Origin of the sequence: Tomitella gaofuii, assembly GCF_014126825.1 — a bacterium.
GTDB classification, from domain to species: Bacteria; Actinomycetota; Actinomycetes; order Mycobacteriales; family Mycobacteriaceae; genus Tomitella; species Tomitella gaofuii.
Genome location: NZ_CP059900.1, coordinates 2,763,349 through 2,783,800, shown reverse-complemented (window position 1 = coordinate 2,783,800; position 20,452 = coordinate 2,763,349). Strand labels below are relative to the sequence as shown.

Genomic DNA, 20,452 nt, shown 5'->3' with positions numbered 1-20,452 from the left:
TGCACGCTCACCCCGGTGCGACGGCGACCGTTCGAGGCGGGAATGACCCGCGCCGGGTCGAGAGAGCCACCTGCCGGAAGTTCTGCGCTGAGCGTGTCGGTGCTCAATGCGCGGCGCGGCGGCGCCCCTCGGCCAGCATCAGAAGGTCGGCGCGTGCCAGCGCGAGCGGGTCGTATCCGCCGGTGGCCGCGTGGATGTCCCGGGCGAGCTCGACGAGGTCGAAGTTGTCGGTGACCCCCGGCCCGTCCGCCAGCGACAGGAGCGCGGTCAGGCGTGTGCGGCATCCCACGAGGCTGTCCTCGTCGAAGAGCGCCGGGTCGTATTCGTCGTCTATCGAGGTGTCGCCGAGGCCGCAGTCCTCGTCGACCTCGTAGAGGATGGGAAGCCAGCGGTTTCCGGCCAGCGCTCCGCGATGTGCGGACCAGTCGACCCGCGCGTCGCGACGCGCGATGCCCTCGAATGTCAACCACAGCAGACCCGGGTCGCTATCTGTCGAGGCGGTGCCGGAGGCCAGCTCCGCTGAGTACTGCGCCAGCATGAGCTCGTAGAACGCTGTGTTGGATGCGGTGCCGTAGTTGTAGCCGGTCTCCGCGTTGATCTCGAAATCCATGGGGCTTCCTCCCGTGGCCGTACGCCGCCGCCCGCACCGCCGTCGGACCCGACGACGTCGGACCGCTGCGGCCGTGGCGACCCTGCATGGGCGAGGCGCAACGCGATGCGGGCGGAACACGTCCGGGCAACGCTGTACGTCCCGACTGGGCTGCGGGCGTCGAGAACGGCGCAGGCATCGGTATCGGGCGGCGACCGGCCGGCCGCCTTGGTGTCTATGACGTAGATTGTGCACCCGGTCACCGACAGAATGCCCGTATCGGTTCCCGAATCGGGGAGTCGATGTCAGCCGAACGGTTTAATCGTTGATCTGTGTTCCGCCGTCGTACGGAACGAACAGCCTGGTGGGGGTTGCGCGCCCGCGCAGTTCGGTTTCGCCGGCCGCCTGCCAGAACCGCTGCTCGGCGGGGCTCGCCTTCCGCCACGACGCCTCCGCCGCGACGGTGAGCGCATCGAGCCCCTTTGCGTACTCCGACAACCGGGCGGCCTCGTTCACCGCGTCGCCGATCACCGTGTACTCGTAGCGGCGGTGCGCGCCGATGTTCCCGGCCACCGCGGAGCCGAAGGAGACGCCGATGCCTGCTGCCAGTTCGGGCACCTCGGCGTGGAGCCGGGCGCTGATGATCCGCGCTGTCGCGAGGGCCGCCGTGCACGGGTCGGCGACCTGCGCCGGGGCGCCGAATACCGCCAGGGCGGCGTCCCCCTCGAACTTGTTGATCAGCCCGTGACGGAGCTCGACCTCGTCGACGACGACCGCGAAGAACCGGTTGAGCAGCGCGACCACCGTGGCCGGCGGCCGGTGGGCGGCGAGCGCGGTGGACCCGATGAGGTCGACGAACAGCACCGCGACCTCGACCTCGCGCCCGGCCGCGTCGAAGTCGCCGGACAGCGCGTAGGCGGCGACCTCGTGCCCGACGTGCCGCCCGAACACCTCGCGGATGCGTTCGCGCTCGCGCAGTCCGCGCGCCATCTCGTTGAAGCCACGCTGCAGCTCGCCCAGCTCGGTGCCGTCGAACACGACCGCCTCGGCGTCCAGGCGTCCGCGTTCGACCTCCGCCATCGCCGACCGGACCGAGTTGATCGGGGCGAGAGTGGACGCGCACACCAGCAGGGTCAGGAGCAGCCCCACCGCCAGCGTCACCCCGCCCAGGGCGAAGACGGGGATGGCCAGGTCGGCCACCGATCGCGATCCGACGGTGAGCGTGGTGACCGCGATGATCATCAGGCCCAGCACCGGGATGCCCGTGCCGATCAGCCACGCGGCCACCATCCGCGTGGTCACGCCGGTGCGGCGCACGCGCGTGGGCGGGGCCGACGCCAGTGCCTGCGCGGCGGTGGGGCGCAGGGCGAACTCGCTGAACAGATAGCTGGTGGCGCACGTGACGGTGCCGGCGAAGACGACGGTGAACGCGATCGGGGCGATGTAGTCGACGTCGCGGGTGGCGTAGGCGGCCGTGATGATCGCGGCGCTCGCATACCACAGCACCGCCTGCCGCACGGTGATCCGAAACGGCATCGCGAGGGTGGTGCGCAGATCCCGCGCGGTGGCGGGGACGCCCTGGATCGCCCACCGCAGTCTCCGCAGTGAGCCCCGGGTGATCCAGACCAGCCCGATCACGAAGGCGGCGACCGTCACCGCGGGCACCAGCGCGAAGTCGAGCACCCACAGCTGCGAGGCGAAGACGGGCGGGCCGGGGACGACCACGGCGATAAGCACGATCGCGGTGGCCGCACCGACGAGGTTGCAGGTGAGCAGGACGACGGTGAGCAGCGTCTGGACCCGGATTCGGCGGCGCACGGTGGACTCGTCGTCCGAACCGAGGATGCGCGACCCCAGCGGTGCGTGCGCTCGCCGCCTGATCCTCACCCTCCCCGCCTGCATGGTTGCCGAGCATAGGGGAGCGGGTCGCTGCGCGCGGGGCGGTGGGACTTAAGGTGGTCGGGTGCGCCTCGTCATCGCCCGGTGCCAGGTCGACTACAGCGGCCGGCTCACCGCCCATCTGCCCATGGCCCGTCGCCTGCTCATGCTCAAGGCCGACGGCTCGATCAGCGTGCACGCCGACGACCGCGCGTACAAGCCGCTCAACTGGATGACGCCCCCGTGCTGGATCACCGAGGGGGACGGCGAGTGGACCGTGGTGAACAAGACCGGCGACACGCTGCGCATTCTCCTCGAGGAGATCGAGCACGACTCCACGCATGAACTGGGCGAGGATCCCGGCCTGATCAAGGACGGCGTCGAGGCCCACCTCCAGGAGCTGCTGGCCGAGCACGTGACGACACTCGGCGACGGGTATTCGCTGGTGCGCAGGGAGTACCCCACCGCGATCGGCCCCGTGGACCTGATGTGCCGGGATTCCGGGGGCGGTTCCGTCGCGGTCGAGATCAAACGCCGCGGGGAGATCGACGGGGTCGAACAGCTCACGCGCTACCTCGAGCTGCTCAACCGCGACCCCCAGCTGGCCCCGGTGCAGGGCGTCTTCGCCGCACAGCAGATCAGGCCGCAGGCGCGCACGCTCGCCGAGGACCGGGGGATACGCTGCGTCGTCCTCGACTACGACGAGCTCCGCGGCATCGAAAGCGACGAGTTCCGGCTGTTCTGAGCGTGCGGTGCCGGGCGGTTACACTCGGCCAGTGTCCAGGAGGAAGCACCGTCGTGGTGCGGCGCGGCCGGCGGCCCCGCTGCGCGTCGACGCGTTCGCGCACGTCGAGCCCGGCCCGGACGGCACGGATTTCCACGTCCGGCGGATCCCCGCAGCGCGCGCGGTCAAGCGCTACCGGTGCCCGGGGTGCGACCACGAGATAGCGCCGTCGGTGGCGCACGTCGTGGCCTGGCCGGAGGACGCCTTCGGCGGGGCCGGCGAGCGCCGGCACTGGCACTCCGGCTGCTGGCGTTCCCGACGCACCCGCGGGGTCACCCGTCGCTGGTCGTGACGGCCGGCCTCGTCAGCGGCGCGCGGAGGTGGCCGTGGCGATGGTGCGGGTGGACGGCCCGTCGCCGCCGGAATCCCCGTCCTTGCCGCCGGGGGTGCGCGGTTTCCGGGCCGCGGACGTTCCCGGGCCGGGCGCCGGTGCAGTCCGACCGTCCGCGCGCGCCGGAGCCGGATCATCCTGTTCGCCGGGGCCGTGCCCGGCGGCTTCCTGCGCTGTCGACCCGTTCGACGGGGCATCCTCCGCGGGCGCGCCCTGGTCGGCGGACTCGGCGGCGTTCTGCTCGTACCAGTCGAAGTCGGATTCGGCCGGGGCACGCTCGGCCCGGACCCGCTGGTGCACGGCGGCGACGTCGTCGAGCGACGTCCGCACCTCCATGAGCTGCTCCAGGGCGTGCGAGCGCATGGTGCGGAGCGACTCGAAATCCGCGCGTGCGCGGGTGATCCGCCGGCCGGCCTCCTGGGTGGCCGCCTTGATACGCCTGTCGGCCTCGGCGGCCGCGACGCGCTTGGTCTCCTCGATGTGCTTCTGCAGGTCCTCATAGGTGCGGTCCCTCCGCACCCGGGCCTCTTCATCGAGCCGGTCGCGTTCCGCCTCGGCCGCCTCGAGAGTGCGACCGGCCTGGGTGCGGGCGAGCTCCATGGTGTGTTCGTGCTCGGACTCGAGCGCCTCACGGCGGCGTTCGAGATCACGCAGACGTCCCTCGTGCCGCTTCCTCAGCTCGTCGGCGTCCTGGGTGGCCACCGAACGGATCTCCGCGGCCTCCGCTTCCGCGCGGGCGCGCATCTCCGCGGTCTCGTCCGAGGCGAGCCGCAGCATGCGCGAGATGCGGTCGCTCATGCCCTCCGCGGTGGTGGGGGGCACGGAGAGCCTGTCGATCTCGCTGCGCAGCTGGTCGATCTCGTCGCGCGCATCGTCGAGTTGTGCCGCGAGGTCGCTCGCCTGCGCGGCCGCGGCATCCCGGTCGGTGGCGGTGAGGCGCAGCTCGGCGTCGAGGCGGCGCAGAAACTCGACCACCTGGTCGCGATCGTAGCCCTTGCGCACGATGTCGAAGCGGTTGGAGAAGGCCGACGGATCTGGCGAGTACGACATGCCTGCCACGGTACCGCCGAGAAGCGCTGCGGTGCCGGAGGCGCGTACGGATCGCCGGGCGGGCCAGGCCACCGTGACCTCGCCGTGCCCGCCCCGTGACCCGCCTGTACCCGGCGGCGCGTCGCAGCGCCCGTCGGTTCAGTGTGCGGCGGCCGCCGGTTCCACGAGTTCGATGAGCACGCCGCCGCCGTCCTTCGGGTGGATGAAGTTGATGCGCGAGTCCGCGGTGCCGTGCCGCGGGGCGTCGTAGAGCAGCCGGACTCCCGCTGCGCGCAGCTCGGCGGACAGAGCCTCGACGTCGGTGACGCGGTAGGCGAGCTGTTGCAGGCCGGGCCCGGAGCGGGCGATGAACTTCGCGATCGCGCACTCGTCGTCGAGGGGCGCCAGGATCTGGATCGCGGTGTCGGTGCCGAACGCGGTGCCGACCGGCGAGAGCATTCCCTCGCGGACGCCCTGCTCCTCGTTGATCTCCTCGTGGGCGAGGACGAGGCCCAGGTGATCGCGGTGCCACTGGACGGCGGCGTCGAAATCGGGGACGGCGATGCCCACGTGGTCGATGGCGGTGACGTAGCGCCCGGTGATGCTGCCCGCAGTGGCGGTGTTCTCTGTCATGGTCCCGACGGTATCGTGGCGGGTGGAGCAGCCGCGCGCGCCACCCGCGTTCCGCGGTCGAGCCCGGCCCGGGATGGACGATCCGGGGCCGACAGCTCCGGTGCCGCGGCGCGGCCGCAGTCGAAACACGAGAGGATTCTTCGTGAGCAGTTCAGTCATCGTCGCCGGGGCCCGCACTCCGGTGGGCCGCCTGATGGGCGCCCTCAAGGATTTCTCGGGGGCCGATCTCGGCGGTATCGCCATCGCCGGGGCGCTCGAGAAGGCGGGTGTGCGCCCGGACCAGGTCGAGTACGTGATCATGGGGCAGGTGCTCACGGCGGGCGCGGGGCAGATCCCTGCCCGCCAGGCCGCGGTCAAGGCCGGTATCCCGATGGACGTCCCCGCCCTGACCGTCAACAAGGTCTGCCTGTCCGGGCTGGACGCGATCGCGCTGGCCGATCAGCTCATCCGCGCCGGAGAGTTCGACGTCGTCGTGGCGGGCGGCCAGGAGTCCATGAGCCAGGCCCCGCACATGCTGCTGGGCAGCCGGTCCGGGGTGAAGTTCGGTGACACCGCGCTGGTGGACCACATGAACCACGACGGTCTGGAGGACGTGTTCACCGATCAGTCGATGGGCCTGCTCACCGAGCAGAAGAACGATGCCGACCCCATCACGCGTGCGGACATGGACGCCTTCGCCGCGGCGTCGCACCAGAACGCGGCCCGCGCGTGGAAGGACGGGCTCTTCGCCGACGAGGTCGTGCCGGTCTCGGTGCCGCAGCGCAAGGGCGAGCCGCTGGAGGTCCGCGAGGACGAGGGCATCCGGGCGGACACCACCGCGGAATCGCTGTCGCGGCTGCGGCCGGCGTTCCGCTCCGACGGCGCCATCAGCGCGGCCACCGCTTCGCAGATCTCCGACGGCGGCTGCGCCGTGGTGGTCATGAGCAAGGAGAAGGCGGAGCAGCTGGGGCTGAGCTGGATCGCGGAGATCGGTCGCCACGGCGTGGTCTCGGGGCCGGACGATTCGACGCTGCAGCAGCAGCCCGCCAACGCGATCGCCAAGGCCTGCGCCCGGCAGGGGATCGAGCCGGGGGATCTCGACCTGGTGGAGATCAATGAGGCGTTCGCGGCGGTCGGCATCGCGTCCACGCGGCAGCTGGGCATCGACCCGGAGAAGGTCAACGTCAACGGCGGCGCCATCGCCATCGGCCACCCGCTGGGCATGTCCGGAGCGCGCATCGTGGTCTCGTTGGTCAACGAGCTCCGTCGCCGCGGTGGCGGCACCGGCGCGGCGGGCTTGTGCGGCGGGGGCGGGCAGGGCGACGCCCTCATCGTGACGGTTCCCGCACAGTAGAGTCGGCCGCACGGCCGCACGGCCGCACGGCCGCCCGCCGCGTACGGCGGGCGGCCGTGCGTTGACGCACATCACACGCCGGAGGCGTATCCGCCCCGGCGCCGGCCGGGCACAATGGGCGCCATGGCCGATTTCTTTGACCTCTCCACCCCGGCGAAGCGTTTTCGCCTCGTCGCCTTCTGGGAGGCCGTGACCTGGCTGGCCCTGCTGGTGGCGATGGTGTTCAAGTGGGGGTTCGGATACGACGAGGCCGTCAAGATCCCCGGGATGCTGCACGGGATCACCGGCTTCATGCTCTTCGTGCTGGTGGCGCTGGCCACCGCACGCGCGCTCAAGTGGAACGCCAAGGTGACGCTGCTCGCGCTGATCTCGTCGGTGCCGCCGTTCGGCACCATCGTGTTCGAGCGTTGGGCGGCGAGCAACGGGCTGCTGGCCGAGCTGTCGCTTTCTTCGTCGCAGGGCGCGGCGGGCGAGCAGGACGGTGACACGCAGAAGGACCAGGCCGGGGCGCGCGCCTGAACCGGCGCCCGTGGCAGACTTGCACCCGTGACTAGTCCAGGTTCCAGGCCCCCGTCCGCGTCGATGGCGGCAGCGATGTCCGGTGCTGTGGATCTCGCCGGGCTCGCCCAGCCGCAGCGCCCTCCGCAGGAGCAGCCCCCGGCGGGGCCCGGCGGCGTCCGCCCGGTGGTGGCCGTCGGCGAGGCCGACTTCGAGGCGGAGGTCCTGCAGCGCTCCATGCAGGTCCCGGTGGTCGTGTCGATCGGCGCGGCGGAGTATCCGCAGTCCGTGCAGCTCGACGCGACGCTGGAGCAGGCGGCGGTGGCCGCCGCGGGCCGGTGGGTCCTGGCCACGGTGGACATCCGCAGCGCGCCGCGCATCGCGCAGGCGTTCGGGGTGCAATCGGTGCCGACGGTCCTCGCCGTCGCGGCGGGACGGCCGGTGGACGCGTTCGCCGGGATGATCTCCGAGGCCGAGCTGGACCAGTGGATCTCCGGGATCCTCGACGCCACCGCGGGGCAGCTCTCCGGCCCGCGCCCGGCGGCGGAGGAGGGCGAGCCCGCCCGTGACCCGCGCCTGGTCGCCGCCGAGGAGCTCATGGACGCGGGCGATCTGCCCGGCAGCATCGAGGCCTACGAACAGATCCTGGCCGACGAGCCCGGCCACGGGGAGGCGACCGCGGCCGTGCGGCAATTGCGATTCCTCGTGCGGGCGCAGGAGGTCCCCGAGGACGCCGTCGCGGCGGCGGACGCCGCGCCGGGCGAGGTGGACAAGCAACTGCGTGCGGCGGACGCCGAGCTGCTCGCGCAGCAGCCGGACGCCGCGTTCGGCCGGCTCATCGCGGTGGTGCGCACCGGAACGCCCGAGGCCAAGGCGACGGCCCGCACGCGGCTGCTCGAGCTGCTCGACTTGTTCGACCCCGCGGACGAACACGTCATCCGGGCGCGGCGGGGCCTGGCCAACGCACTGTACTGAGCGGGGCCGGGCGGAGTCCGCGCACCGGCGTCAGGTCGGCATCGTGCACGTCACGGATACATCGTGCGGCAGGTGTGCACGCCGCCGGTGAAGCCGTCGCGGAAGGCGTCGAGCCGGGCGAACGCGCTCGGCACGGTGGTGCCGTCGAGGTCGGCGGCGATGAGCCCGCCGTCGAGCAGCCCGGCCACAGCCTCGTCCAGGTCGCCGGGGCGCAGTCGGAGCCCTTCGGCCTGCGGCCCGGCGCCGCTCGTGGCCGCGCCTCCTGAGTCCTGTCCCAGATGGGCGGACCAGGCGCCGGTCGTGCAGGCCGTGCGCAGGGCGGCCCGGCCACCGGTCAGTGTGGCGCCGCGCGCGTCGGCGGCGGCGAGCGCGTACCGGGACGCGACGGCGCTGAGCGCGGTGAAGTCGCCGCCGAGCCCCTGCGGCCCGCCGTCGGCCAGCGCGGCCAATGCGGGCAGGTCCGCGGCGACGGCGCCGGTGGAGGCGCAGAAGGTCGCCGGCGAGGTGGACCGGTCGCATCCGCCGGTGGGGTCGTCTGTGTCGGGTTCCGGGAGCCGCACCTCGGGGAGCCGTGTATCGGAGAGCATCGCCGCGAACGACGCGGCGACGGCGTCGAGCGCGGCTTTGTCCACCGGCCGCGGGGCGGGGTCGCCGGCCCCGAGCGCCGCGAGCGGCACTGCCACCCGGCGCGCGTCCACGTCCGCGGCGTCGAGATCCGCGCACGCCGACGCGGAACCGGTGAAGCCCTCTTGGAACGCGGTGATCCGTTCGAAGGCGGACCCGTGCTCGGAGCCGCCGAACCCCGCGTCGTCGGGGGAATCGCGGATCCCGACGAGCACGGCGAGCGCGGATTCCAGGCCGTCGGTGGTGTTCATGGTGAAGTGCGCGGAGCCGCCCTCGGCGACGTGGCGCAGGAACACGCCCGCGTAGCAGTCGGCCTGCTGCTCGAGCACGATCGTCGGCGCCTGCGTGGTGCGCACCCCGGTCTGGTACTGCACCACGTGGCCGTATTCGTGGGCCAGCACCACCACGGGGGCGAGGTCGCCGTACTGCGCGACGAGGTCCGACAACAGCGGTCCGCGGTCCCAGCCGATCTCGTTGCGGGAGAGGCAGAAGCCGGCGTTGGCGACGCCGGTGGTGGGGTCGCCGCAGAACAGAGGGCCCGGCGTCCACGGGTCCGCCGAATCCCACGAGACGAAACGCGCGACCGGGGTGAACGGCCGGTGGAAGTCACGGGGGAACGTTTCGGCCCAGAACCGGCCCAGGTCGTCCACGGCGGACGCGGCGAGCGTGTCGATAGGGCCGTGCGTGCCTCCGGCCACCTGCACCTGCGGGGCGGGCGCGTCGGCGCGGGGGCCGCTGGGGCCGTGGGTGACCGGCATGCCGGCGACGGTGTCGGGGGATGCGGCCTGTGGGCGGGCCGAGCCGTCGGTGGTGACGGTGCACGCCGATCCCGCGGCGATGAGGGCGCACGCCGCTGCCGCCGCCGCAGCCGCCCGGGCCGACGGGCGCCGCGGACGGCGGGCTCGCGGGGGCCTCGTCGGCATGGTGCTCCTCAACGGGGTGATCGGCCCGCCGGGTCGCGGACCAACCACACGGTACTGCGGGCGGGCAAGGCGACGCGGATCCGGAGCGCCCCCGCCGCGTCCGCGCCGTCGCCGCCGTCGCCGCCGTCGACACCCCCGTCGATGCGGACTCGGGCGGGCTCGCGGTGTCCGGTGTCGACTGCGACCCGCCAGGCGCCGGCGAAGGGGGCCCGGATCCGCGTGTCCACGGGGAGGTCCGACAGGTTCGCCACGCAGATCACCGAGGACGCGAGCGCCGGGGCGTGCGCGGTGTGGCGGGCGAAGGCGAGCACCCGGGGGTCCGCGGCCGCGGCGAGCCGGGTGACGCCGCCGGGCGTGCCGTCGTCGAGCCACAGCGCAGGGATCGACCGGTACAGCGCGTTGAGCCGGGCCACCAGCGTGCGCACATCGTCGTGCAGCGGGTCGCGCAGTTGTCCCCAGTCGGGGCCGTAGAGGTCGGACCACTCCGAGGCCTGGCCGTACTCCTGCCCCATGAACAGCAGCTTCTTGCCCGGGTGCGCCCACATGGCCGCCAGCAGCGCGCGGACCCGCTCCGCACGTTGCTCGGGCGGTCCGGAGAACCGTTGCCACGGCGTTCCTTTGCCGTGCACCACTTCATCGTGGCTGATCGGCAGCACGTAGTGCTCGTCGCAGGCGTAGTCGAGGGTGCGGACGCTGCCGGCAGGCGGGCCCCCGCCGGGCAGCGGTCCGCCCGCACCCAGGGTGTCGTGCATCCACCCGAGGTTCCACCGGAAGGTGAACCCCAGGCCGCCCCGCGCGGCGGGGGCAGTGGTGCCCGGCCGCAGTGACGAATCCTCGGCGATGAGGCTCACCCCGGGGTGCAGGCGGCAGACGGTGGCGGTGAGCTCCCGCAGGAAGCCGGTCGCGGCGAGGTCCTCGCGGCCTCCGCGCGCGTTCGGCGTCCACCGCCCCGCCCGGCGCGAGTAGTCGCGGTAGATCATCGAGGCCACCGCGTCGACGCGCAGGCCGTCGAGGTGGAACCGTTCGATCCAGTACAGCGCGGAGGACAGCAGGAACGCGCGCACCTCGGGACGGGTGAGGTCGAAGGTGAGCGTGCCCCAGTCCGGGTGGTCGGCGCGCAGCGGATCGTCCGGCTCGTACAGCGCGGCCCCGTCGAAGCGGGCGAGCGCCCAGCCGTCACGCGGGAAGTGCGCGGGGACCCAGTCGGCGATCACCCCGATTCCGGCCGCGTGGAAGGCGTCCACCAGCCTGCGCAGACCGTCGGGTTCGCCGAAGCGGGCGGTGGGGGCGAACTGCGAGGTCACCTGGTAACCCCACGAACCGCCGTAGGGATGCTCGGCCACCGGCAGCAGCTCCACGTGGGTGAAACCCAGGCGCGCGACGTACGGCACAAGCTCGGCGGCGAGCCCGTCGTAGTCGAGCCCGGGACGCCACGAGCCCAGGTGCACCTCGTAGACGGACATCGGGCGGCGCCGTGGATCGGCGGCGGCCCGGTGCCGCAGCCACGCGTCGTCGCGCCACCGGTGCCGCTCGGCGGTCACGCGCGAGGCGGTGTTCGGCGGCGCCTCCGCCCACTGCGCCATCGGGTCGGCACGGTCGGTGAGGGTCCCGTCGGGAGCGCGGATGCGGAACTTGTAGAGCTCGCCCGGTCCGACGCCGGGCACGAACACCTCCCACACCCCGGTGCCGGGTAGCCGGCGCATGGGGGCGCCGAGCTCCGACCAGCCGTCGAACCCGCCGATGACGGCGACCCCCCGCGCATGCGGGGCCCACACGGCGAATGCGGTGCCGGACACCGCGCCCGTGGGCGTGCCCATCATCGTCGGACGTGCCCCCAGGGCCTCCCACAGCCGGCGGTGCGTGCCCGCGGCGAGGCGGCGGGGCGTGTCCCCCGGGACGGTGATGGGCATGGTGTAGCCGTCGGGCATCACGTAGGTGCGGCCCGGCGGGTAGGTGACGACGAGCCGGTAGTCCTCACCGGCCGCCACGGGGAGGACGGCGGCGAACAGGCCGGGATGCGCCCCGCCGCGCCCGTCGGCGGGGCGCGGATCGACGGGCGCGAGCGTGTGCAGCGCGTCCGCGGTGCGCACCGCCACCGCGGTGGCGCCCGGTTTGAGCACCCGCACGACGGTCCCGCCGGCATGCGGGAAGGCGCCGAGCACGGCGTGCGGATCCGGGTGCTCCAGGCGCAGGATGCGGAGCAGCGCGGCGGCGGCGCCGGGCGGGGGCTCTGCGGGAGGACGGGTCATGTCGGTGCGCTTCCGGGTGCGGACGGGCGGGTGCGGACTGACGGGCCGGACACTGCGGCGCGGGACGCGGTGACGCGGGCAACCGGGCACCGTCCGCGCCGCTGTTTTCGTACTGGTCCAAGATGGGGGTGTGCGTGAACCTGATCCTGATCTTCTCATCGACCTGCAGGACGTCCACCTGCGCCGCGGAGGTGCCACGCTCGTCGGCCCGCTGAGCTGGCGCGTGGAGCTGGACGAGCGCTGGGTGGTGCTGGGCCCCAACGGCGCCGGCAAGACCTCTCTGCTGCGGCTGGCGGCGGCACAGGAGTTCCCCTCCGCCGGCTCCGCGCACATCCTCGGCGAGGTGATGGGGCGGGTCGACACCTCCGAACTGCGCCCCCGGATCGGGCTGTCGTCGTCGGCGCTGGCGGCCCGCATCCCGGGCGAGGAGACGGTCTTCGACCTCGTCATCTCCGCGGGCTACGCGGTGCTGGGGCGGTGGCGCGAATCCTACGACCGGATGGATGTGGACCGCGCGCACGAGCTTCTCGAGAGCCTGGGCGCCGAGCATCTGGCGGACCGCATGTACGGCACGCTGTCGGAGGGCGAACGCAAGCGCGTCCTCATCGCCCGCGCGCTGATGACGGACCCCGAGCTGCTGCTGCTGGACGAGCCGGCGGCCGGGCTGGACCTGGGCGGGCGCGAGGACCTCGTGGCGCGTCTGGCAGTGCTGGCTGCGGACCCGGACGCGCCCGCGACGGTGCTCGTCACCCACCACGTCGAGGAGATCCCGCCGGGGTTCAGCCATGCGCTGCTGCTCAGCGAGGGCGGCGTGGTGGCCCAGGGGCTGATCGACGACGTGATCACCGCCGAGAACCTTTCGGCCGCGTTCCGGCAATCCATCGCGCTCGACGCGGTGGACGGCCGCTACTTCGCCCGCCGCAGCCGGGTGGCCGGCCGCCACCGGGCGTGAGCCACGCGGGCCGGGCCGCCGCGCGCGGATCACCGCACGGCCCGCGAGACGGATCGGACTCCAGAGGAAGGTGCCACATGTCACTGCCGCTCAACGTCGACGCGGACGCCCCCGTCCCCGAGCCCAAGGACGCCTCCACCGTGATGCTCCTGCGCGACGGTGCGGCGGGCATCGAGGTGTTCCTGGTGCGCCGGGTGGCGGGCATGGCGTTCGCGGGCGGGATGACGGTGTTCCCCGGCGGCGGGGTGGACGGGTCGGATTCCGACGCCTCGCTGGCCTGGGCCGGCCCGGAGGCGCACTGGTGGGCCGGGCGGCTGGGCGTCGACGAGGCACGCGCGCGCCGGCTCGTGTGCGCCGCGGCGCGCGAGACGTTCGAAGAGTGCGGCGTCCTGCTGGCGGGCGCGGAGCCGGGCACGGCCGTGGTGGACACGGCCCCCTACGCCGGCGCGCGCCCGGAGCTGGAGGCGCACAGCTACGGTTTCGCCGAGTTCCTCACCCGTGAGGGCCTGACCTTCGACACCGAACTGCTGCGGCCGTGGTCGCACTGGATCACCCCGATCGGCGAGAAGCGCCGGTACGACACCTACTTCTTCGTCGCGGCGCTCCCGGACGGGCAGCAGGCGGACGGCCAGACGTCCGAGGCGGCGGAGGTGCTGTGGAGCACACCGGCCGCGGCCATCGACCATTGGCGGGCCGGCGGTTCAATGCTGCTGCCGCCCACCTGGTCGCAGCTGGACACGCTGGCGCAATTCGACTCGGTCGCCGCGGTGATGGCCGCGGAACCCGAGATCTTCGCCGTCCAACCGGACCTGGTGCGCACCGACACCGGGTGGCGTGTCGACTTCGACGGAGGTGAGCGGTACCTGGCGGCGATGCCGCGTTGAACGTGCCCGCGGGTACCGGAAAGCCGCCCCGGCGGCGGCGGGTAATCTGCGTGCATGGCTGAATTCGTAACGCTCGAGGTCGACGCCGGCATCGGCACCATCCGGTTGCACCGACCCCCGATGAACGCACTCAACCGCCAGGTCCAGCGCGAGCTGGTCGCGGCGGCGCGGGAGGCCGACGAGCGTGACGACGTCGCCGCCGTCATCGTCTACGGCGGGGAGAAGCTCTTCGCCGCCGGCGCCGACATCAAGGAGATGGACGGCATGACGGCTGCGGAGATGGACCGCCTGGCGCTCGGTCTGCAGCGCGCGATCGGCGTCGTCTCCGAGATCGCCAAGCCCACCGTCGCCGCCGTCACCGGGTACGCCCTGGGCGGCGGTCTCGAGGTGGCGCTGAGCGCGGACCGCCGCATCGCCGGCGACAACGCCAAGCTGGGCGTGCCGGAGATCCAGCTGGGCATCATCCCCGGCGGCGGCGGCACGCAGCGCCTGGCCCGGCTCGTGGGCCCCGCGAAGGCCAAGCAGATGGTCTTCACCGGCAGGCACGTGGGCGCCGAGGACGCGCTGGCGATGGGGCTGGTCGACGAGGTCGTCGCCCCCGACGACGTCTACGAGGCCGCCCGTCGCTGGGCGGGGCAGTTCGTCGGTGCGGCGGGCCGTGCACTGGCCGCCGCCAAGGCGGCCATCGACGAGGGGCTCGACACCGACCTCGAGTCGGGGCTGCGCATCGAGGCGCGCCTGTTCGCCGCACTGTTCACCACCGAGGACCAGAAGATCGGCATGCAGTCGTTCGTCGAGAACGGTCCCGGCAAAGCCCAGTTCACCGGCCGCTGAGCGCCGCCGAGGAGAGTGAAAGCATGACAGTGGATTCCATCGCCGGCGCATCCGACCCGGCACCCAACCCGCACGCCACCGCCGAACAGGTCGAGGCCGCCTACCAGGACACCAAGCTGGCCCAGGTGCTCTACCACGACTGGGAGGCTGAGACTTACGACGACAAGTGGTCGATCTCCTACGACGAGCGCTGCATCGAGTACGCGCGGGGGCGGTTCGACAAGGCGGTGCCGGAGGCCGACCTGCCGTACGGGCGGGCCCTGGAACTGGGCTGCGGCACCGGGTTCTTCCTGCTCAACCTGATGCAGAGCGGCATTGCGGACAAGGGCTCGGTCACCGACCTGTCGCCCGGCATGGTCAAGGTGGCCCTGCGCAATGCCGAGAATCTGGGGCTGGACGTCGACGGGCGCGTGGCGGATGCGGAGACGATCCCGTACGAGGACGACACCTTCGACCTGGTGGTGGGTCACGCGGTGCTGCACCACATCCCGGATGTCGAAAAGTCGCTGCGCGAGGTGCTGCGGGTGCTCAAGCCGGGCGGGCGGTTCGTCTTCGCCGGCGAGCCGTCCACGGTGGGCGACTTCTACGCGCGCTGGCTCAGCCGCGCCACGTGGGCCGCGGCCACCAACGTGACCCGCCTTCCCGGGCTGGGGCAGTGGCGGCGCACGCAGGAGGAGCTCGACGAGTCGTCGCGCGCCGCGGCGCTCGAGGCGGTCGTGGACATCCACACCTTCGACCCCGCGCACTTGGAAGACCTCGCCCGGTCGGCGGGTGGAGAGCACGTGCAGGCGGTCACCGAGGAATTCGCCGCGGCGATGCTGGGCTGGCCGGTGCGCACCTTCGAGGCCGCCGTGCCCGCGGGGAAGCTGGGCTGGGGCTGGGCGCGGTTCGCCTTCGGCGGCTACAAGCGCCTCACCTGGCTTGATGAGAACCTCCTGCAGCGGTTCGTGCCGCGCGCGTTCTTCTACAACGTGCTCATCACCGGCGCCAAGCCGCAGGGCTGACACCGCACCGGTGGGGTTCGGGTTCACCGGCGACGACGTCGCGTACCTGCGCTCGGACGAGGGCGGCGACGCGCTCGTCGAGGTGGCGCGCCACCCGCTGACGACGCGCACGCACCTGGCCGACCTGGCCGCGGTGCGTGCGCGTTTCGGCTCCCGGGCGCCCGCGCTGATCGAGACGGTGCGCCTGCGGCGCAAGGCGTCGGCGAAGCTGGAGCAGGCGGACCGCTGGCTGCTCACCGACGACGCGCTGCAGCAGGCGACACCGCACCCCGTGGCGGAGGCGCGGGCGCGACGGCTCGCCGGACGGCGGGTGCACGACGTCACCTGCTCGGTGGGCGCCGAACTGGCCGCGCTCGCCGGGCGGTGTGCGTACGTCGTCGGCAGCGACATCGACCCGGTGCGGCTGGCGATGGCGCAGCACAACATGGGTGCCGTCGCCGGCACCAGCGCCGGCGACCGCGCGGATATCGCCCTGCTGCGGGCGGACGCTCTGGCCCCCGTCACCGCGGGCACCGTGGTGCTGGCCGACCCGGCCCGCCGCGCGGGCGGGCGCCGGAAGCACGACCCGGCCGCCCTGATGCCGCCGCTGCCCGCACTGATCGACGTGTACGCCGGCCGCGACCTGGTGATCAAGTGCGCACCGGGGCTGGATGCGGAGGCGCTCGGCTGGCGCGGCGAGGTCGAGGTGGTCTCGCTCGACGGCGGCGTGCGTGAGGCGTGCCTGTGGTCGGAGTCGCTTGCGGAGGATGGCGTACGCCGCAGGGCGACGGTGCTGCGCAGCGCCGGCGCGGACGAGCAGTACACCGATGCTCTGCCGGACGGCATCCCGGAGGCCCCGCCCGGGCGGTGGATCGTCGACCCGGACGGCGCCGTGGTCCGTGCCGGGCTCGTCCGCCACTACGCCGCCGCGCACGGGCTGTGGCAACTCGATCCGCGGATCGCCTACCTCACCGGCGACGCGGTGCCCGCCGGGGCGCGGGGGCACCGGATACTCGAGCAGGTGCGGTTCGCGGACAAGCCGCTGCGGCAGGCGCTGCGCGCGCACGAGTGCGGGGCGCTCGAGGTGTTGGTGCGCGGGGTGGACGTCGACCCGGACGCGCTGCGCCGCAGGCTCAAGCCGCGCGGAACGCGGTCGCTGAGCCTGGTGGTGACCCGCGTCGGCAGGGCCGCGACGGCGTTCGTGTGCGAGCCGACGGTGGGCGGGAACTGACCGGAGTGCACGGGGCGGGGCTGACCTGGCCGTGCCGCTCCGCGGCCGGTTCTACTCGAAGGCGGAGACGAGCCCGCCGGCGCCGATGACGACGACCCGCCCGGCATTGGTCACGACGACGACCCCGCCGGGCCCGGTGCCCGGCGCCAGCGGTGCGGTGGACAGCGTGCGGCCGGCACCCAGGTCGAGGACCGTCAGCTCGGCCCGTCCCTCGGCCGCCTCGGTGACCATGTAGCCGTAGCCGTTGCCGGAGATCGCGACGGGGCCGGTGGCGCGGATCTCCGGGCGCTGCCAGGCGACGCGTGCGGCGTCGCCCTCGTCGCGCACCGCGATCACCGCTCCGGTTCCCGTTTCCGCATCGGTTTCCGGCCCGGTGCCCCTGGGCCGTTGCGGTGCGACGAGCACGAGCCCGTCGGGCGACACCGACACGGTGGACGGCTCCGTCAGGTGCAGGGGCGTCCGCCAGCGGGGGGAGCCGTCCTGCGCGCGCAGCGCCCACAGCGTGCCGCGCCCGTCGAGCACGTAGACGGTGCTCCCGTCCGGGGACAGAGCGGGGGCCGACGACACGCCGCCGGGGAGGGGCTGCGAGCGCCACAGCTCGGCGATGGTCCCGTCGGCGTCGGCATCGCTGTTCGCGCGGTTGATGTCCGCCCCGTGCCCGGCGCCGGGCGTGTAGTTCATCGCGACGAGCACCGCGCCGTCCGTGCCGGGTGCGCGGAAGGGGAAGTAGAAGTCGTCGGTCCCGGTGTCGACGGCCGGCGCGAAGGCCACGGGGCACCCGGGGCCGGCGGTCGCGCAGTCCTCCAGGCCCTGGTCGGGCGGCGGCGGCCAGTCCGTCGGTGCGAGCGCGACGGAGCCTGCGAGTTTGCGTCCGCTGACGGTGCTGAGCACGTTGACCTGCCCGAGGTGCGTGACGGCGAGCACGGCGCGGTCGGCGAGCAACTGGAGCGGCTGCGGCGTGCCGATGACGGGGGTATGCCATCGGACCGATCCGAACACGTCGAACGAGTCGGCGCTGCCGATGTTGCCCGTGTACACGCCCGCCATCTGGTCCACCAACGGCGACATCGACCCGGGGCCGATGTTCTGCCAGCCGCACCATTGCTTGCGGCCGGTGTCCAGATCGAACGCGAACATCTGGCAACCGGTGTCGGTGCGTGCGGAGACGATGAGCTGCCCGTCCGGGCCCGACGCGGCGAAGCCCGTGGGTGGGGCGCCCAGGTCGCGGGACCACTGGAATGCGGGTGCGCGCGGTCCGTCCACCTGCACCGCGTTGGAGCCGTCCGCCTGGCCGTGCACCGCCGACCATCCGTCCTGGTAGGCGGGGATCGGTTCCGCCACACCGGCGCACGCGCCCGTCAGCAGGACGACGCCGGCCGCGGCCACCGCGGAGACGACGGCACGCGCGGCCGGGCGGTGCGACAATGGCGGCATGCAAGGGCTCCTCGGACGGCGGCGATGCGCAGTGAGCCTATCGCGCGCGGGTGGGCGGGCCTTCGGACGTGGGCGTGTGGCGGCGGGACGCGGCAGTGGGATTAGGCTGGCGGACCATGACGAGCATGTGGGGCGCACCATTCCGTACGCGTTGGCAGGGGACGCGGCTCGGCGATCCGCAGCAGGCGCGCTTCCTCACCGCGGACTCACTGCGCTGGGTTCTGCGCAATAAGGCGTACACCCCTTGGTACCTGGTGCGGTACTACCGGCTGCTCCGGTTCCGCCTGGCCAACCCGCACGTGGTGCTGCGCGGCATGGTGTTCCTGGGCAAGAACGTCGAGATGCACTCCACGCCGGGCTTGTCGCGCCTGGAGATCGGCCGGTGGGTGCACATCGGCGACGGCAATGCCATCCGCTGCCACGAGGGTTCGCTCCGTATCGGCGACAAGGCGGTCTTCGGCAAGAGCAACGTGGTCAACTGTTACCTGGACATCGAGATCGGCGCCTCCACGCTGGTGGCCGACTGGTGCTACATCACCGACTTCGACCACGTCACCGAGAACATCCACCTGCCCATCAAGGATCAGGGGATCGTGAAGGCGCCGGTGCGGATCGGCCCCGACAACTGGCTGGCGGCCAAAGTGTCGGTGCTGCGCGGGACCATCGTGGGCCGCGGCTGCGTGCTGGGCGCCCACGCCGTGGTCAAGGGGGACATCCCGGACTTCTCCATCGCGGTCGGTGCGCCCGCCCGCGTGGTGCGCAACCGGGTGCAGGACTGGGAGGACGCCGCGGACGAGCGGGCCGCGCTCGCAGCGGCGCTGGCGGATATAGAAAGGAAGAAGTCCGCGGGGTGAGCGGCGCGGCCGGGTGTGCTCCCGGCCGGGAGAGGAGCGCGGAGTGTCGCGAGTGCTGCGCCGAACGGCGATCACCGCGGCCTGGGTCGTGCTCATCGTCGGGGTCGCCGCGGGGGCGATCGCGGCGTCGCTGTGGCTGACGCCGATGCAACAGGTCAGTGCCGCGGGGCAGACGGTCCGGGTGGGCGTGACGGCCCCGTCGTGGTCACTGTCCGGGCCGGGCGAGCTGGACCTGTTCGGCCAGCGCATCCCCACGGCGATCGATTTCGCCGGCCCCGTGCGGCCACGCCTGGCGCTCGACCGGATCACCATGGGGGCGCAGCTGAGCCAGTTCGTCGGCGATCCCGCCGCGGCCGCCGGGCGGCTGCAGGACGCGCTGGTGGACGGGTGGAAGCGGTTCTTCGTCTGGCAGGTCGTCGTGGCCGGGCTGGCCGCGCTGGTGCTCTTCGGCGCGCTGGCGGGGTGGGCGCGGCGCGGGTGGCGGCGCAGCGTGGTCATCATCCTGGTGGGGCTGATGGTGACGGAGGGGCTCAACCTGGGCGCGATCATGGTCACCGCCTACAGCGCACCGGACAAGCTGCGGCAGGTCGATTCGCTCACCGCGCTCACGGGGGCGGTGCCGTTGCCCGACGTGGCCGGGCCCCCGCGGCCCGTGGGCGGGAAGGTCTCCCGGGTCGCGGTGATCGGCGATTCCACCGCTGCCGGCCTGGGAAACCCGCCGCTGCAGAACCCGACCGCGGCGGATACGGCCTGCGGGCGCAGCCGCAACGCATTCGCGGTCAGTCTGGAGAGCGCGGACGGCTGGGATGTGACCAACCTCGCGTGCTCGGGCGCGACGATCCGTGCGGGGCTGCTCGGGCCGCAGCAGGCGGGCGGGATGAGCCTCCCCCCGCAGGTGAGCGCGGATGCGGTGGCGCAGGCGGACCTGGTGGTGGTGAGCATCGGGGCGAACGACGTGAACTGGTCGTGGATGCTGCGCCTGTGCGCGGGCACCGGCGACTGCGCCAGCAGCGCGCTGCAGGCCTACTACCAGCAGCAACTGGCGGACTTCAGCCAGGACCTGCTGCAGCTGGCGGCGCAGCTCCAGCAGCTGCCGCGCCATCCCGCGGTGATCATCAACGAGTACTACGACCCGTTCTCCGGGGGCACGGGCTGCCTCAAGGGGCTCGGGGTGACCGACGAGAAGGTGGAGGCCCTGCACAGCGACCTCGACGCGCTCAACCAGGTGCTGGCCAAGGCCGCCGCCGCCGCGGGGTTCCGCACCGCGTCCCCCGATTTCGACGGCCACGGGGTTTGCAGCGCCCAGCCGTACGTGCAGGGCGTCGACGATCCGGCGCCGTTCCACCCCACCGCGGCGGGGCAGCTGGTCATCGCCCTCGCCGTGGAGCAGGCTCTGCGCACCGCGCCGGGCGGCTGACTGTGCCCTCGGCGGCT

General features: G+C 73.1%; 19 protein-coding genes. 12 read left to right on the top strand and 7 right to left on the bottom strand.

Features of this window, described 5'->3' with window-relative positions; genetic code table 11:
* Positions 1 to 103: 103 nt before the first annotated feature.
* A complete protein-coding gene (locus H4F70_RS12910; RefSeq protein ID WP_182357484.1) occupies positions 104 to 610 on the bottom strand; it encodes a hypothetical protein in 507 nt (168 codons plus the stop codon).
* 297 nt (positions 611 to 907) lie between these two features.
* Positions 908 to 2,491 (bottom strand): adenylate/guanylate cyclase domain-containing protein, encoded by a 1,584-nt coding sequence (locus H4F70_RS12905; RefSeq protein ID WP_182357483.1) that lies wholly within the window; start codon positions 2,489 to 2,491, stop codon positions 908 to 910.
* A gap of 61 nt (positions 2,492 to 2,552) precedes the next feature.
* Between H4F70_RS12905 and nucS the strand changes: the two genes are divergently transcribed.
* On the top strand, positions 2,553 to 3,212 hold the full coding sequence (gene nucS / locus H4F70_RS12900; protein WP_182348568.1) for an endonuclease NucS: 660 nt from the start codon (positions 2,553 to 2,555) through the stop codon (positions 3,210 to 3,212).
* Positions 3,213 to 3,243: 31 nt separating this feature from the next.
* Positions 3,244 to 3,543, top strand: coding sequence for an ATP/GTP-binding protein (locus H4F70_RS12895; protein ID WP_182348567.1), 300 nt, complete (start codon positions 3,244 to 3,246; stop codon positions 3,541 to 3,543).
* 12 nt (positions 3,544 to 3,555) lie between these two features.
* On the opposite strand, the gene H4F70_RS12890 is transcribed toward H4F70_RS12895, so the two are convergent.
* Together H4F70_RS12890 and mce are read right to left on the bottom strand one after the other, a co-directional pair.
* Positions 3,556 to 4,632, bottom strand: a complete 1,077-nt coding sequence (locus H4F70_RS12890; RefSeq protein ID WP_182357482.1) for a coiled-coil domain-containing protein — start codon at positions 4,630 to 4,632, stop codon at positions 3,556 to 3,558.
* Positions 4,633 to 4,770: 138 nt separating this feature from the next.
* Positions 4,771 to 5,244 carry a methylmalonyl-CoA epimerase gene (mce, locus tag H4F70_RS12885; protein ID WP_182357481.1) on the bottom strand — a complete coding sequence of 158 codons (474 nt, stop codon included), beginning with the start codon at positions 5,242 to 5,244 and terminating at the stop codon, positions 4,771 to 4,773.
* Positions 5,245 to 5,386: 142 nt separating this feature from the next.
* Between mce and H4F70_RS12880 the strand changes: the two genes are divergently transcribed.
* The 3 genes from H4F70_RS12880 to H4F70_RS12870 all read left to right on the top strand — a co-directional run bounded on the left by H4F70_RS12880 (position 5,387) and on the right by H4F70_RS12870 (position 8,050).
* Complete coding sequence (locus tag H4F70_RS12880; protein ID WP_182357480.1) at positions 5,387 to 6,577, top strand: acetyl-CoA C-acetyltransferase; 1,191 nt, start codon at positions 5,387 to 5,389, stop codon at positions 6,575 to 6,577.
* A 123-nt stretch (positions 6,578 to 6,700) separates the two neighbouring features.
* Positions 6,701 to 7,096, top strand: coding sequence for a DUF3817 domain-containing protein (locus tag H4F70_RS12875; protein WP_182357479.1), 396 nt, complete (start codon positions 6,701 to 6,703; stop codon positions 7,094 to 7,096).
* Positions 7,097 to 7,171: 75 nt separating this feature from the next.
* Positions 7,172 to 8,050, top strand: a complete 879-nt coding sequence (locus tag H4F70_RS12870; RefSeq protein WP_182357478.1) for a tetratricopeptide repeat protein — start codon at positions 7,172 to 7,174, stop codon at positions 8,048 to 8,050.
* Positions 8,051 to 8,100: 50 nt separating this feature from the next.
* Here the strand turns inward: H4F70_RS12870 and H4F70_RS12865 are convergent, their stop codons facing one another.
* Both H4F70_RS12865 and glgB read right to left on the bottom strand, forming a co-directional pair.
* A complete protein-coding gene (locus H4F70_RS12865) occupies positions 8,101 to 9,597 on the bottom strand; it encodes a neutral zinc metallopeptidase (RefSeq protein ID WP_182357477.1) in 1,497 nt (498 codons plus the stop codon).
* A gap of 8 nt (positions 9,598 to 9,605) precedes the next feature.
* Positions 9,606 to 11,846, bottom strand: a complete 2,241-nt coding sequence (gene glgB, locus H4F70_RS12860) for a 1,4-alpha-glucan branching protein GlgB (protein ID WP_182357476.1) — start codon at positions 11,844 to 11,846, stop codon at positions 9,606 to 9,608.
* A gap of 130 nt (positions 11,847 to 11,976) precedes the next feature.
* Here glgB and H4F70_RS12855 point away from each other — a divergent pair, with 130 nt between their 5' ends.
* From H4F70_RS12855 to H4F70_RS12835, 5 genes are all read left to right on the top strand, one after another.
* Complete coding sequence (locus H4F70_RS12855) at positions 11,977 to 12,798, top strand: ABC transporter ATP-binding protein (protein WP_182348560.1); 822 nt, start codon at positions 11,977 to 11,979, stop codon at positions 12,796 to 12,798.
* 77 nt (positions 12,799 to 12,875) lie between these two features.
* A complete protein-coding gene (locus H4F70_RS12850) occupies positions 12,876 to 13,682 on the top strand; it encodes an NUDIX hydrolase (protein ID WP_182357475.1) in 807 nt (268 codons plus the stop codon).
* Between the two features lie 54 nt (positions 13,683 to 13,736).
* Entirely contained in the window at positions 13,737 to 14,516 is a 780-nt protein-coding gene (locus tag H4F70_RS12845; RefSeq protein WP_182357474.1) for an enoyl-CoA hydratase/isomerase family protein, read from the top strand.
* Positions 14,517 to 14,539: 23 nt separating this feature from the next.
* A complete protein-coding gene (locus tag H4F70_RS12840; RefSeq protein ID WP_182357473.1) occupies positions 14,540 to 15,520 on the top strand; it encodes a class I SAM-dependent methyltransferase in 981 nt (326 codons plus the stop codon).
* Positions 15,521 to 15,530: 10 nt separating this feature from the next.
* The gene (locus tag H4F70_RS12835) at positions 15,531 to 16,730 is read left to right on the top strand and encodes a THUMP-like domain-containing protein (protein WP_182357472.1); all 1,200 of its coding nucleotides are present in this window, start codon (positions 15,531 to 15,533) and stop codon (positions 16,728 to 16,730) included.
* Between the two features lie 51 nt (positions 16,731 to 16,781).
* On the opposite strand, the gene H4F70_RS12830 is transcribed toward H4F70_RS12835, so the two are convergent.
* Positions 16,782 to 18,164: a PQQ-binding-like beta-propeller repeat protein gene (locus H4F70_RS12830; protein ID WP_182357471.1), complete on the bottom strand. Its 1,383-nt coding sequence runs from the start codon at positions 18,162 to 18,164 to the stop codon at positions 16,782 to 16,784.
* Between the two features lie 116 nt (positions 18,165 to 18,280).
* Here H4F70_RS12830 and H4F70_RS12825 point away from each other — a divergent pair, with 116 nt between their 5' ends.
* Entirely contained in the window at positions 18,281 to 19,018 is a 738-nt protein-coding gene (locus H4F70_RS12825) for an acyltransferase (protein ID WP_182357470.1), read from the top strand.
* 43 nt (positions 19,019 to 19,061) lie between these two features.
* On the top strand, positions 19,062 to 20,435 hold the full coding sequence (locus H4F70_RS12820) for a GDSL-type esterase/lipase family protein (RefSeq protein WP_182357469.1): 1,374 nt from the start codon (positions 19,062 to 19,064) through the stop codon (positions 20,433 to 20,435).
* Positions 20,436 to 20,452 lie beyond the last annotated feature (17 nt).

Excerpts from the sequence above, each read along its gene's own strand:
- glgB (WP_182357476.1), bottom strand. The coding sequence starts at position 11,846 with ATGACCCGTCCTCCCGCAGAGCCCCCGCCCGGCGCCGCCGCCGCGCTG.
- H4F70_RS12830 (WP_182357471.1), bottom strand. The coding sequence starts at position 18,164 with ATGCCGCCATTGTCGCACCGCCCGGCCGCGCGTGCCGTCGTCTCCGCG.
- H4F70_RS12910 (WP_182357484.1), bottom strand. The coding sequence starts at position 610 with ATGGATTTCGAGATCAACGCGGAGACCGGCTACAACTACGGCACCGCA.
- H4F70_RS12890 (WP_182357482.1), bottom strand. The coding sequence starts at position 4,632 with ATGTCGTACTCGCCAGATCCGTCGGCCTTCTCCAACCGCTTCGACATC.
- H4F70_RS12825 (WP_182357470.1), top strand. The coding sequence starts at position 18,281 with ATGACGAGCATGTGGGGCGCACCATTCCGTACGCGTTGGCAGGGGACG.
- H4F70_RS12845 (WP_182357474.1), top strand. The coding sequence starts at position 13,737 with ATGGCTGAATTCGTAACGCTCGAGGTCGACGCCGGCATCGGCACCATC.
- H4F70_RS12850 (WP_182357475.1), top strand. The coding sequence starts at position 12,876 with ATGTCACTGCCGCTCAACGTCGACGCGGACGCCCCCGTCCCCGAGCCC.
- H4F70_RS12875 (WP_182357479.1), top strand. The coding sequence starts at position 6,701 with ATGGCCGATTTCTTTGACCTCTCCACCCCGGCGAAGCGTTTTCGCCTC.
- mce (WP_182357481.1), bottom strand. The coding sequence starts at position 5,244 with ATGACAGAGAACACCGCCACTGCGGGCAGCATCACCGGGCGCTACGTC.
- H4F70_RS12870 (WP_182357478.1), top strand. The coding sequence starts at position 7,172 with ATGTCCGGTGCTGTGGATCTCGCCGGGCTCGCCCAGCCGCAGCGCCCT.
- H4F70_RS12840 (WP_182357473.1), top strand. The coding sequence starts at position 14,540 with ATGACAGTGGATTCCATCGCCGGCGCATCCGACCCGGCACCCAACCCG.
- H4F70_RS12865 (WP_182357477.1), bottom strand. The coding sequence starts at position 9,597 with ATGCCGACGAGGCCCCCGCGAGCCCGCCGTCCGCGGCGCCCGTCGGCC.
- H4F70_RS12905 (WP_182357483.1), bottom strand. The coding sequence starts at position 2,491 with ATGCAGGCGGGGAGGGTGAGGATCAGGCGGCGAGCGCACGCACCGCTG.